Origin of the sequence: Methylobacterium sp. Leaf100, from assembly GCF_001422845.1 — a bacterium.
Lineage (GTDB): Bacteria > Pseudomonadota > Alphaproteobacteria > Rhizobiales > Beijerinckiaceae > Methylobacterium.
Genome location: NZ_LMMW01000033.1, coordinates 1 through 12,301, shown reverse-complemented (window position 1 = coordinate 12,301; position 12,301 = coordinate 1). Strand labels below are relative to the sequence as shown.

Below are 12,301 nucleotides of genomic sequence, written 5' to 3'. Positions count from 1 at the left end.
CCTGCCGTAGCTTGGCAACGATCTCCTCGGGCTTCGGGTGCTTTGCCATCTTGTCCGTCCTCCAGGCTCAAAAGCCATACCAAAGAGCGGACCACTTCAATGGGGGCTGACCAAGGCCATGCCCTTTGGTGGGGCATTCTTCAGATGATTCGGACTGGTTGGCGCAGCATCATGTCACCCCACGCATTCGAGTCCGGCAGGGAGCTTCCTACCGTTGGCCGCGATTGCCGTATCGTCAAACTGGCTTTGAAAAGATTGCGCGATGGGTCGGTCGGCGAGAGACGGGGTGCTGGGACGCCCAAACGTTCGGGATAAGCATCTACTTTTCGGCACGATCAACTTCGTTGCGCAGCGCCACCCCAATTTGTTGGATGATCTCGACGGCAGCCTCGATCATCTCTGGGACAAGGCTCACGGCGAGGCGAAGGACGACGAGGCGGTGCGGGACATCGCCCGGCGCTTCATCAAGAGCCTACGTGCCGAGCGCTAACCCAGGCGCATAGCACTTGGCACAAATGCGACTGAGCACGCGTTCAGCGCAGTTCGAGGAGGCCTGATGGTATGAGCACACAAAGGGTGCTGGTGGTCGGCGCTTCTCGCGGCCTCGGTCTCGGTCTTGTAGCCAGATTTCTCGAACGCAACTGGGACGTCACCGCCACTGTGCGCCGCCCCTCCGCTGGCCTGACGGATCTGGCCGCCAGGGGACATCTGAGGATCCAGGCGGGGGTGGATATCAATGACGACGAGGCGGTGACCGCTCTTCGAGTAGCCCTGGCGGATGCGCCGGATTTTGATATCGTCTTCGTCGTAGCAGGTGTCGCCACGCAAGCCGGCACGCCGATCACCGCCCTGCCGCGTTCAGTTGCAGGGATGATGTTCGAGACGAATGCCATCAGCCCAATACGTTTCGCGGAAGCTTTCCAAAAACGTGTCGCACCCGGTGGCCTCATCGTCTTGATGACGTCGAAGCTCGGCTCGGTGTCGCTGAACCGCGGCGGCGGTTGGGGAAGCTACCGGGCTAGCAAGGCGGCACTTAACACTCTTGCCCGCTCCTTCGTAGGGCAGCACGCTAAAGCGCATTGGGGTGTCGTGCTGATGCACCCCGGATGGGTTCGCACAGATCTCGGTGGTCGACGGGCTACTCTCGATGTCGAAACCAGCGCTCGCGGCATTGTCACAGTTCTGGAAGGACACCTCGGTCGGTCTGGCTGCGTCTTCCTCGACTACGCGGGCGAGACTGTTCCATGGTGATGCGGGGATGACTCTCGGTCAAGATTCGAAGCGAACAACCTCACACACGGCACTCGGATACAAGTAACATAGTTCAATCGTCACCAATCTGTGGGCGCCGCGTTGATCCATGACGCTTTCCCGGTGAGCTCGCAGTTCGATTAACGCCGAGCAAAATGATCAGGCGTGCAAGGTGCGGGCGCAGCGGCGCGGAGGCTTGATAGGCCTTCTCTGCAAAGGGCAGGACTGAAGCAGCACCGACGAGCTGACCAAGCCACCGCCAGCGCGGTAGTGCACGCCAGAGCAGTGCGAAGGCTGCAGCACCGGACACGAGCGTCCCAGAGGCGTCCTGCACATGGAAGCGCGAGAGCGCCAACTGCCTCGTGAGGTCTGGTGGGAGTATTACGTTCGGATTTGCGACATCTACGAAAGTAAAGACCTCCGCCCCGGATGCACGTTTGTAGATCGAGATCTCGGCTGCGCAGAACGGGCAGCTTCCGTCATGATACACAGTCAGGGCGCCAGAGCCTTGCGGCGCAGGGGATGCAAGAATCGTATCTTGTGAAACCTCCAATAGGAGGCGGTAGCGCCGCACGAGGCTTTCGGGCGCTCCGGACCTATACGCCAGGACCGCGCCGTCCTCCTCTAAAGCTACAAGATGAGCACGCATCGTTCGAGCAGACATGCGTTCATGCTGAACTCGTTCGAGTGCTCCTAGGACACTCGCCTCAGTGGCGTAGGTCCGGAAACGACTGAGAGCTTGGAGCACAGCCTCCCGCTCGGCGGCGTGACGACGTGAGCGAGCGGGCGCATCAATGATAGTCAGCCCGCCCGAGAGGATGAGGATGGCAACGAACAGGATCCACATGCCGAACCTCCGTTTGCACACAAAAAGACGTCGGACCTCAAAGATAAAGACCTGTAGTCGCTCACCTCGGCAGCTGCCGGCGTAAAAGCCGGGACCACCGATTTTCCTAAAACTCAGAGTTCATCAAAATCGCTGATGTCAACAAAGTTCAGCGCGCAACCTTGCTGGCGACAAAGTGCGTCAGGTGAATGCCGTCAGCTGGCACAGGGTGACCCTTAATGGCCACGAAACTTCTTCAACCCGCGCAGGACCGCGAAGTCCTAGAAATTACGGGTCTCCGCGTTGGGGGTGCCTATGGCTTCATGAGGTTTCGCGTTGAACCCTTGGCGAGAGTCCTTATGCGCTGACGTTCCCTTCGGATCGAGGTCAGCTCCGGGTGCGGGTCCTTGCCCAGCAAAAGCGCGGCTGCACTCGATCATAGCACTCATCAGCGGCGGTCTGACTGGGTCGGAGTTCTAGTGCGACCATGGTATCTCGGCGTGTCGGTCGAGCGCAGAATGTGAGTAGCAGCACGGTGCCGAAGTCCTTCGACCGGAGCACACCTCTCGAAACGCTCACCGGCACGATCGAGCGCGTCACGTTCCACAATGCTGAGACCGGCTTCTGCGTCTTAAAAGTCCAAGCGCGCGGCAAGCGCGACCTCGTGCCGGTGATCGGCCACGCTCCCGCGATCGGCGCTGGGGAGTGGATCACGGCGACCGGCATCTGGTTCACCGACCGACAGCACGGGCTCCAGTTCAAGGCCGAGACGCTCAAGGCCACGCCGCCGACCGGGGTCGAAGGTATCGAGCGCTACCTTGCCTCCGGCTACATGCGCGGAATCGGCCCGGCCATGGCCAAGCGCATCGTGGCGCTGTTCAGCGAGGCCACCTTCGAGATCATCGAGGCCGATCCCGAGCGCCTGAAGGAGGTCTCCGGGATTGGTCCGACGCGCGCTGCCCGCATCGTCTCCGGCTGGGCCGAGCAGAAGGCGGTGCGCGAGATCATGATCTTCCTGCACGCGCATGGTGTCGGCACCGCCCGAGCGGTGCGAATCTTTAAGACCTACGGCCACGAGTCGATTGTCGTGATGACCGAGGACCCCTACCGGCTCGCTCGCGACATCCGCGGTATCGGCTTCCGCACAGCGGACGCGATTGCCATGCGTCTTGGGCTGGTGAAAGAGTCGCCGCAGCGACTCCGTGCCGGCGTGTCGTTCGCGCTTCAGACGGCCATGGATGAAGGACATTGCGGTCTGCCTATCGAGCGGCTGATCGTGCTCGCCCAGAAGCTCCTTGAGGTCGATGTTGCCCTCGTCCGCACCGCCGTCGCTGATGAGCTTGCGCGTGGCGAGGAGGTCATCGCGGACACGGTCGATGACGAGCCCTGTGTCTTCCTGAAGGGCTTGCACGCGGCCGAACGGGCGATCGCCGAGCGGCTCGTCATCCGGGCTCGCGGCTCACCGCCCTGGCCCAGCATCGATCTCGACAAGGCCCGGCCCTGGGTCGAGGACAAGACCGGCAAGACGCTCTCACCATCTCAGGGCGAAGCCATCCACCTGATGCTGGGCTCGAAGCTCTGCGTCATCACCGGCGGTCCCGGCGTCGGCAAGACCAGCACCTTGGACTCGCTGTTGCGTATCCTGACGGCGAAGGGCGTGAAGGTCCTACTTGCTGCACCTACGGGGCGCGCTGCCAAGCGGATGACGGAGCAGACCCGATTAGAGGCCAAGACCATCCATCGGCTCCTGGAGATCGACCCAAAGCGCGGCGGTTTCTCCCGCAACGAGGAGAACCCCCTCGACTGCGACCTACTCGTGCTCGACGAGTGCTCGATGATCGACGTGCCGCTGATGAACGCCCTGCTGAAGGCCGTGCCAGAGCGCGCTGGGCTTCTGCTCGTGGGCGATGTCGATCAGCTTCCCTCCGTCGGGCCAGGGCAGGTGCTGGCGGACGTCATCGCCTCGGGGCGCGTGCCAGTGGCGCGGTTGACCGAAGTGTTCCGGCAAGCGGCGGAAAGCCGGATCATCGTCAACGCGCATCGCATCAACCAGGGCCAGATGCCGGAGCGACCTCAGCCGGGCGAGAAGGCTGACTTCTACGTGATCGAGATCGACGATCCCGAGGTCGGCGTCGCCAAGCTGATCGAGGTCGTGACTAAGCGCATTCCACGCTCCTTCGGCCTTGATCCAATCCGCGATGTTCAGGTGCTGACTCCGATGCTGCGTGGCTCGCTCGGCTCCCGCAACCTCAACCACGAACTCCAGCGCGTGCTCAACCCGAACCCGGCCCAACAGATCGAGCGCTTCGGCTGGCGTTTCGCGCCCGGCGACCGGGTGATGGAGACCCAGAACGATTACGACCGCGACGTCTTCAACGGCGATCTTGGGATGGTCGCGCGCATCGACGAGGAGGAGGGTGCCGTCGTGGTCATCTTCGACGGGCGAGAGGTCGTCTACCCCTACGGCGAGCTTGATACGCTGGTTCCGGCTTTCGCCACGACGATCCATAAAAGCCAGGGCTCGGAGTATCCCGCGGTGGTGATCCCGATCGTGACGCAGCACTTCAATATGCTGGCGAGGAACTTACTCTACACCGGCGTCACGCGCGGCAAGCAGCTCGTTGTGTTGATCGGCCAGCGCAAAGCGATTGGCATGGCTGTTCGTGGTGGGAGCACGAGGCGACGCTGGACGAAGCTCCGGGAGTGGCTGATCCGATGACCAAACTCGCCTTCGTGGTGCAGAAGCACGCTGCGAGCCGGCTCCACTACGACTTCCGGCTCGAGCTCGACGGTGTTCTGAAGAGTTGGGCGGTGACCCGTGGACCCAGCCTCGTAGCCGGTGAACGGCGACTAGAGCCGTCCCGGTCGAGGACCACCGCTTGGACTACGTCGACTTCGAGGGCGTCATCCCGCAAGGCTCATACGGGGCCGGGGCGGTGTTGGTATGTGATCGGGGATCCTGGGAGCCGGACGGAGATGCAGCAGCGGATCTCACGGCAGGCTCGCTCCGCTTTCACCTACATGGCGAGAAACTCACGGGCGCCTAGAAGCTCGTGCGGATGAGGGCTAGACCAAAGGAACGGCAGGCGTCCTGGCTGCTCATCAAGGCGCAGGACGTAGCAGCTCGCCCGCGATCGGCCCCTGACGTGCTCATAGAGCAGCCACTTTCCGTCATCTCACAGCAGTCTATCCAAGACATTGAATGTGAAGCGTAAAAATCCCCCCCCGCCCCATAGGGCGCTCTGATTGGCTTTCTTTCTCGCCTTCGCGAATTCGCTCTTTAGCGAAGGCCATCATGCTCACATGCGCGAATGGTGGAAGTCGCCCAGTTCGAGGGCCGCCGACTGACGGAGCACAATACGACCGTTCGCGTTGAACCTCACACGCCCTCCTAGAGCGAGAACATGATGGCCGACGATAAGAAGGTCCCGAAGGTCGAGAGCACTCGCACGACGATCCGATCGAGCGAGGTCCAGGTGCCCGAGCCAACCTTCGACAGCACCCACACCACGATCCGATCGAGCGAGCTTCAGGTGCCCGAGCCGGACCTCGACAGTAAGCACACGACCGAGGACGTCGTCGATACGGCTCAGAAGAAGGGTGACACGCCCGACAAGGCCGCGAAATATGGGTTCGCCTAGTAGGCTGTTACGCGCCCCGGGACACCCGGATCGATTTGACCGCAGCCGGAATGCGTTGGGCTATCTCCGCGTCTCAGTTCGAGACACGGAGATAGCACCGAGGACAAATCAGCGGGAGTTTCATGTTCTTGCTGCGCGGAGTATCGCTAGGATCGCCTCAGGAGCGCACTGGCGGCCTTCATGGGCTTAGCGCTATCCCAGCAGAGGTCTCACCCTGGTGCTGCTGTATGACGCTCTAATCGCTTTTATTTCGGGCGTGCGCTAAATCGCGCTTTAGCGAATGCGAGAAAGCCGATGATGAGGTCGCACTGAGGCTTCGGCTCTGGTCCGTCTGCATGATGTCCATGCAGCCTTCGCGGATGTCCCAGTTTGTCACCTGGATGTCTCATCAAGACAAATACGAACAATCGCGGATGTCCCCTGGATGTCCTCTCAATGTCCCCTCAATGTGCCAATGCGAACGTCTTTTTCTCAAAATGTCCTACTCGCGTTGAGGTCGCCCAACAGCGCATACGCTGTGCGAGGATCATCTGAGTGTCGAAAAAATAGCGCTCCGAGCGGTCGATCTTCTTTATTCGCGCTGCTCCGGCGATTTCGCCCTTGTCTCATCAAGGATCTCGCCGGACCCGCTCGATCAGCAATCCGTCTCGGTTCGCTCAAGCCGGCTGAGTGCTATGATCCCAGCCAACCAGATTGAGGACTCCCCATGAAGAAGCTCGTCGTGATCACGGCCACACTGATGCTGCTCACTGCGGCACCCGCTATGGCCATGAGCTGCTGCGGCGGCGGCAAGGGTGAGATGATGTGCGGTAAGCCCGGCATGGCGATGGGCCACGGCAGCATGAAGAAGGGTAAGGGCGGCTGCTGCTGCGAGAAGATGTCGATGAACATGACCAAGCGGCGCTGATAGTCGCCGACGTTAGATCTCACGTGAGGCTGGTTTGAAGGCCGCCTTCTGTGTGGCGCCCCGCTCATACCAGCCCTGGCTCCGGTTCACGATCCAGACGACCGAGAGCATCACCGGCACCTCAATCAGGACGCCGACCACGGTGGCGAGCGCCGCGCCCGAGTTGAAGCCGAACAGGCTGATGGCGGCCGCGACGGCGAGCTCGAAGAAGTTCGACGCACCGATCAGGGCTGAGGGACCGGCGACGCAGTGCTGCTCGCCGGCGACGCGGTTCAAGAGGTAGGCCAGCCCCGAGTTGAAGTAGACTTGGATCAGGATCGGCACCGCCAGGAGGCCGATCACGGCCGGCTGGGCGATGATCTGCTCGCCCTGAAAGCCAAATAGCAGCACAAGGGTCGCGAGCAGTGCCACCAACGACACCGGCCCCATCGTCCCGAGCACCCGGTCCAGGGCGGCCTGACCACCAGCGGCGAGTAGCCCGCGACGGACTGCCTGCGCGATAATCACCGGGATGACGATGTAGAGCACCACCGAGAGCATCAGCGTGCCCCATGGCACCGTGATGGCTGACAGCCCGAGCAGCAGGCCGACGATAGGTGCGAAGGCCACGACCATGATTGTGTCGTTGAGCGCGACCTGGCTCAACGTGAAATGCGGCTCCCCCTTCGTGAGGTTCGACCAGACGAAGACCATCGCGGTGCAGGGCGCGGCGGCCAGAATGATGAGCCCCGCGATGTAGCTGTCGATCTGATCGGCCAGCAGGTAGGGCCGGAACAGGTAGCCGATGAAGAGCCAGCCGAGCGCGGCCATTGAGAAGGGTTTCACCGCCCAGTTAATGAAGAGCGTCACGCCGATGCCGCGCCAGTGCCGCCCGACATGCCGCATGGAGGCGAAGTCGATCTTGAGCAGTATGGGGATGACCATGAGCCAGATCAGCACCGCGACAGGCAGATTGACCTTCGCGATCTCGGCGTCGCCGATGGCGTGGAAGACGCTCGGCATGACGTGACCAAGGGCGATGCCAACCACGATGCAGAGGGCGACCCAGACGGTCAGGTAGCGCTCGAAGGTGCTCATATCGTTCCTCAGGCGGTAGCGACGCGGTGGCCGTGCTCGTCGACGACGCGCTCGCCGTCCTCCTTCACGAACTCGCTCTGCTGCTGGGGTAGTAGGTCCAGAACCGCCTCGGACGGCCGGCACAAGCGCACGCCCCTCGGGCTCACTACGAGCGGCCGGTTGATCAGGATTGGGTGCTCCATCATGGCGTCGAGGAGCTGATCGTCGGTCAGCGACGGATCAGCCAGCCCCAGCTCAGCGTAGGGCGTGTCCTTCTCGCGGAGGAGATCGCGCACCGAGATCCCGGCTCGGTCGATGAGTTGATGTAGGAGCGTGCGTATCGGCGGGGTTTTCAAATACTCGACGACGTGAGGCTCGATGCCGGCGTTGCGGATCATCGCCAGGGCGTTCCGCGACGTGCCACAGGCGGGGTTGTGGTAGATCACCACGTCGAGGGGCTCAGACATGGACGACCTCCGTGGGCGTGCAGCAGGCGACGAGAGCCGTGACCGCCGGGGTGCAGACCTCCGGGTGCCCCTGGCAGCAGTCCTTCATCAGGAACTCGATCAAGGCGGACAGCGCCGGGTAGGTCGCGCTGTAGATGATCGACCGGCCCTTGCGCCGGGAGTGGATCAGCCCCGCGTGGGTCAGCTCCTTGAGGTGAAAGGACAGGTTGGTGACCGAGACATCGATCTCGGTTGCCAGTGCACCAGCTGCGAGCCCATCCGGACCGGCTGTCACCAGCTGCCGCACGATGCGCATGCGGTGTTCCTGAGCGAGTGCTGCGAAGGCAGAGAGGGCTTGCCGTTCGTCCATCATGTCTTCAATGTCTCAATTGTTGTTGGAACGTAGATGACAGAGAGCCCGTGGACAAGCCCAAGCAGCCTTTCGCCGACGGCACGCCGAACCTGATCGACGACGTGTTCGAGGCGCCCGCACGCGAGCGGGTCCATGCGGCTACGCCGTTCACCCACGCGCCGCGCTTCCTGATCCTCTATGGCTCCTTGCGCGAACGCTCGTTTAGCCGCTTCCTCGCCTACGAGGCGGCTCGTCTCCTCGAAGCCATGGGCGGCGAGGTTCGAATCTACGACGCTCACGGCTTGCCGCTGCCGGACGACGCCACCGCCGACCATCCGAAGGTGCAGGAGCTGCGCACGCTCTCGATCTGGTCCGAGGGGCACGTTTGGGTCTCGCCGGAGCGCCATGGCAACCTCACCGGCGTGATGAAGAGCCAGATCGACTGGCTGCCCCTCAGCGAGGGCTCCGTGCGACCGACCCAAGGGCGCACGCTCGCGGTGATGCAGGTCTCGGGTGGCTCGCAGTCATTCAACACCGTGAACTCGCTCCGCGTCCTCGGGCGCTGGATGCGGATGATTACGATACCGAACCAGTCTTCGGTGCCGATGGCCTACAAGGAGTTCGACGAGGCTGGCCGGATGAAGCCGGGACCGCTCTACGATCGCGTGGTGGACGTGTGCGAGGAGCTGATGAAGTTCACTCTCCTGACGCGTGAGCGCTCCAACTACCTCGTCGATCGCTACAGCGAGCGTAAGGAGCGCGACCCGGAGCGCCTCGCAGCGGTGGCCGCCGACATTGGGTTCTTGAAGCCGACTGCACGCTGACATCGACTTCGCGGCGGACTTTTCCTTGTAGGCCCGTCCATGGCGTCCTTCAGTGCAGCGCTTGCACATGGAGGACACCAAGAAGATGGCGACGATCCGAAAGCTCCGGGGACGCTGGCAGGCTGCTGTGCGCCGCAAGGGCATGCAGCCCCGGTCCAAAAGCTTCGACAGCAAGATCGACGCCGAGCGCTGGGCGCGCAGCCTCGAAGCCGAACTCGACCGCAATGGGGCGCTACCTGACATGCGACCGGCGGAAAGCATGACGCTCGCGCAACTCCTGACCCGTTACCGCAACGAGGTTTCACTCACGAAGCGCAGCGCTGTCACGGAGACCGCCCGGATCAACGCGATCCTCCGCCGTCCGATCTGCTTCCGGACGATGACCCTGCTCTCGACCGCGGATCTCGCTGCTTACCGCGACGAGCGGCTCAAGACGGTTGCGCCCGCGACCGTGATCAGGGAGTTGAACACGATTTCGCACGCGATCGACACCGCCAGGCGCGAGTGGGAAATCCACTTGGCAACGAACCCGTGCAAGCTCGTGCGCCGGCCCTCGCCGCCGAAAGGTCGCACGCGGCGTCTCGAAGGCAACGAGGAGCAGCTCCTTCTCGCCGCCGCCGACAAGGGTCGGGTGCCCTACCTGCGTCCGCTCATCATCCTGGCTGTCGAGACCGGCATGCGTCGAGGCGAGCTGCTGGGCCTGGAGTGGGAGCACGTCGACCTGAACCGGCGTGTCGCTCACCTACCGCTCACGAAAAACGGAACGAGCCGCGACGTGCCGCTGTCGACGCGCGCCGTGGAGACTCTCAGAAGTCTCAGGACGGGCGAGAGCGCGACGGTGTTCTCCGCTGCCCCGAACGCGGTCAGGCTCGCCTGGGAGCGTCTGAGGCGACGTGTGAGGCTGTCTGATCTCCATCTGCATGATCTACGACACGAAGCGGTGTCCCGTCTGTTCGAAAAAGGCTTCAACGTCGTCGAGGTCGCCTCGATCTCGGGCCACCGGGAGTTGAAGATGCTTCAGCGCTACACGCATTTGCGTGCCGCGGATCTTGCAGAGCGCCTTCGTTGAGCACTGGGCATACGTGAGGTGCGAAGTCCTAGGAGGATTCGCGGTCGACGCTCCCTCTGCCTTCCGTGCCCGCGAGCCCTTCGATTCTACCCTTGGCAAGCGGCATCGGTCCCACAGATCCGTAAATCGGGTGCAGCATGATCCGACAGTCGCATCCCTGGCGGCAGCGAGCGCGTCCAAGGATGCCTTGGAGCACAGCGAGGATTAGCCGGCACCATGGAGCACCCCCGTAGATTTTAGGATGGCGGGCATGCCGCGGGTATCATCAGCTTCATCCGGTCTTTCGGACAGCCGTAGGAGGAGCCGGAGGGTTTATTCAGAACCAAGTCTAAGTGAACCGGGGCTTCGTTGCCGGCAGCTTTTTCCTATCTGGGGCATTCCCATCCCGGGGCATCTTTTCCTCTGCCTCTGAACCCCCGTAACGCCCTCTATATATATAAATAACCTCAAGAGGTCTGATACATATAGAGGGCGTTACGGGGACAAGAAGCTGGCCTCCGGCTCCGTTCCCTAGCCCGGAGATCTTGGCGAGACCCTAGCTCTCTACGACCTATGCGGCCTCGGCTGGAGCGCCAACTGCCGGCTCGGTTGCTGCGCCCGCAGCCAGGCGCCTCCTCTCGCGGAAGCGGCGCGCACGTTCGCTCCCGAGCCTCCGGCGATGATGCAACGTGGGGTTATCTGAGCCATGATGTGCCACCACGTCGCCAAGCATGCGCTCCGTTACCTCCTGACACTGGTGCGCGAGCGGGCACCGGCTACAAGGCTCCGCGTCGATGTCTAGTGGCGCTGGCAATCCAAAGCACGAGGGGATGAGCTGCTCGGGCGGTAAAGCTTCGACGGGAGTCGAAGTCCCGATGCCCGCAGCCCGCTCGCGGGCGCGGGCGATGAACTCCGTGCCGTAGATCGCCTCGGCCTTCTCGATCGGCAGGACGCGCAACTCGTCGATGGCCGCGCCCAGGGCGAGCAAGCAGTTCGGCCGATTCCGAGCTGCGCGAGCGACGTGCTCCTGATGAGCAATCTGGTCCGGCAGAGAATAGTCGCTCTCGGCGCGGTAATGGGGCTGCTCAGACAGCCAGCGAGCGCCGGCCAACTCCTCCTCCCACCGCTTCTGGATCGCCACGACGCAATCATCCCGACGCATCTGTCCGGCCCGCAGCAGGCGCTTCTGCTTGGCGCGTCGAAGGGCGATCTCCATCGCAGTTGAGATATAAATCTCGTAGGGAACACCCAACAAATCTGCATGCGCACGAGCGGTCCAGAACTCGCTGAACTCCTTACGGCTGTGAAAGAGGCCGCCGACGGCGATGCCTCGCTTCTTGTCGGCATCGGCAGAGTCGAAATTCTGCCTCCACTTCCAACGAAAAATACGCTGATACTCCTCCACGAAGAAGAGGGTGGCCTGAATGGGGGAGAGGAAGCGGTAATCGAACCACTTCGTCTGCGCTAAGTCACGTTCGGCGGCCCAGCAATCGGGTGTCGTATGGAGTGAGGCTGCAAGAATGGCCTCCGCACGCTGATCGATCATGGCCCGGTCGAGCAAGCCGAAGATGCGCATGGTGGTGCATTCAGATGAATGGGTCATCTGTTGAGATCCTTATCAATATGGCTTCGAAGGCGCTTCGCTGCGTCACGCTATCTATAGCGAGCGGGCCTCGGCATTTGACGAGAAAGCCGAAATTTTTTGTCGGTGGCGTGCAAATTCGCTAGGACGCTCGCCAACGGGTGCCTGCACTACTGGCCGTGAGAGTGCGACGCACCCTACCAAGCCGCTCAGAGGAGCTCCTTACACATTGCAGGCGCATGCCGGGCGTGAGGCGACGAGGATGATCGGCCCCCACGAGGTGGTCCGAGGATAAAGTTAGTGCACGGTTGGCCGCTCCGCCACGGGTAGCTTGGCCGGCGGAGCTGGTCGGGCGAGCGCAGCCGGCC

At 62.4% G+C, this 12,301-nt stretch carries 13 protein-coding genes; 8 read left to right on the top strand and 5 right to left on the bottom strand.

Going from position 1 to position 12,301, the window contains the following annotated elements; genetic code table 11:
* Positions 1 to 286 precede the first annotated feature (286 nt).
* Positions 287 to 490, top strand: coding sequence for a hypothetical protein (locus ASF25_RS14755; RefSeq protein WP_244473036.1), 204 nt, complete (start codon positions 287 to 289; stop codon positions 488 to 490).
* A 71-nt stretch (positions 491 to 561) separates the two neighbouring features.
* Positions 562 to 1,251, top strand: a complete 690-nt coding sequence (locus ASF25_RS22070) for an SDR family NAD(P)-dependent oxidoreductase (protein WP_082502760.1) — start codon at positions 562 to 564, stop codon at positions 1,249 to 1,251.
* A 73-nt stretch (positions 1,252 to 1,324) separates the two neighbouring features.
* Here the strand turns inward: ASF25_RS22070 and ASF25_RS22065 are convergent, their stop codons facing one another.
* A complete protein-coding gene (locus tag ASF25_RS22065) occupies positions 1,325 to 2,098 on the bottom strand; it encodes a DUF393 domain-containing protein (RefSeq protein WP_244473035.1) in 774 nt (257 codons plus the stop codon).
* A 514-nt stretch (positions 2,099 to 2,612) separates the two neighbouring features.
* On the opposite strand from ASF25_RS22065, the gene ASF25_RS14750 reads away from it, so the two are divergent.
* The 4 genes from ASF25_RS14750 to ASF25_RS14740 all read left to right on the top strand — a co-directional run bounded on the left by ASF25_RS14750 (position 2,613) and on the right by ASF25_RS14740 (position 6,625).
* Positions 2,613 to 4,796: an ATP-dependent RecD-like DNA helicase gene (locus tag ASF25_RS14750; RefSeq protein WP_244473034.1), complete on the top strand. Its 2,184-nt coding sequence runs from the start codon at positions 2,613 to 2,615 to the stop codon at positions 4,794 to 4,796.
* 160 nt (positions 4,797 to 4,956) lie between these two features.
* Positions 4,957 to 5,124 (top strand): DNA polymerase ligase N-terminal domain-containing protein, encoded by a 168-nt coding sequence (locus ASF25_RS23985; protein WP_348271334.1) that lies wholly within the window; start codon positions 4,957 to 4,959, stop codon positions 5,122 to 5,124.
* 357 nt (positions 5,125 to 5,481) lie between these two features.
* Positions 5,482 to 5,718 carry a hypothetical protein gene (locus tag ASF25_RS14745; protein WP_056305493.1) on the top strand — a complete coding sequence of 79 codons (237 nt, stop codon included), beginning with the start codon at positions 5,482 to 5,484 and terminating at the stop codon, positions 5,716 to 5,718.
* A 706-nt stretch (positions 5,719 to 6,424) separates the two neighbouring features.
* The gene (locus ASF25_RS14740) at positions 6,425 to 6,625 is read left to right on the top strand and encodes a hypothetical protein (RefSeq protein ID WP_056305491.1); all 201 of its coding nucleotides are present in this window, start codon (positions 6,425 to 6,427) and stop codon (positions 6,623 to 6,625) included.
* A 12-nt stretch (positions 6,626 to 6,637) separates the two neighbouring features.
* Here the strand turns inward: ASF25_RS14740 and arsB are convergent, their stop codons facing one another.
* Genes arsB through ASF25_RS14725 form a run of 3 tightly spaced genes read right to left on the bottom strand, consistent with a single transcriptional unit; the run spans position 6,638 to position 8,500 of the window.
* Positions 6,638 to 7,702, bottom strand: a complete 1,065-nt coding sequence (gene arsB, locus ASF25_RS14735; protein WP_056305489.1) for an ACR3 family arsenite efflux transporter — start codon at positions 7,700 to 7,702, stop codon at positions 6,638 to 6,640.
* 8 nt (positions 7,703 to 7,710) lie between these two features.
* Complete coding sequence (arsC, locus tag ASF25_RS14730; RefSeq protein WP_056305487.1) at positions 7,711 to 8,148, bottom strand: arsenate reductase (glutaredoxin); 438 nt, start codon at positions 8,146 to 8,148, stop codon at positions 7,711 to 7,713.
* A complete protein-coding gene (locus tag ASF25_RS14725; protein WP_200927305.1) occupies positions 8,141 to 8,500 on the bottom strand; it encodes a metalloregulator ArsR/SmtB family transcription factor in 360 nt (119 codons plus the stop codon). The genes arsC and ASF25_RS14725 overlap by 8 nt, the downstream gene beginning before the upstream one ends.
* Positions 8,501 to 8,547: 47 nt before the next feature.
* Here ASF25_RS14725 and arsH point away from each other — a divergent pair, with 47 nt between their 5' ends.
* Together arsH and ASF25_RS14715 are read left to right on the top strand one after the other, a co-directional pair.
* Complete coding sequence (arsH, locus tag ASF25_RS14720; RefSeq protein WP_056305485.1) at positions 8,548 to 9,303, top strand: arsenical resistance protein ArsH; 756 nt, start codon at positions 8,548 to 8,550, stop codon at positions 9,301 to 9,303.
* A 67-nt stretch (positions 9,304 to 9,370) separates the two neighbouring features.
* Complete coding sequence (locus ASF25_RS14715; protein WP_348271333.1) at positions 9,371 to 10,372, top strand: site-specific integrase; 1,002 nt, start codon at positions 9,371 to 9,373, stop codon at positions 10,370 to 10,372.
* A gap of 550 nt (positions 10,373 to 10,922) precedes the next feature.
* Here ASF25_RS14715 and ASF25_RS14710 read toward each other — a convergent pair.
* On the bottom strand, positions 10,923 to 11,954 hold the full coding sequence (locus ASF25_RS14710; protein WP_056305483.1) for a hypothetical protein: 1,032 nt from the start codon (positions 11,952 to 11,954) through the stop codon (positions 10,923 to 10,925).
* Positions 11,955 to 12,301 lie beyond the last annotated feature (347 nt).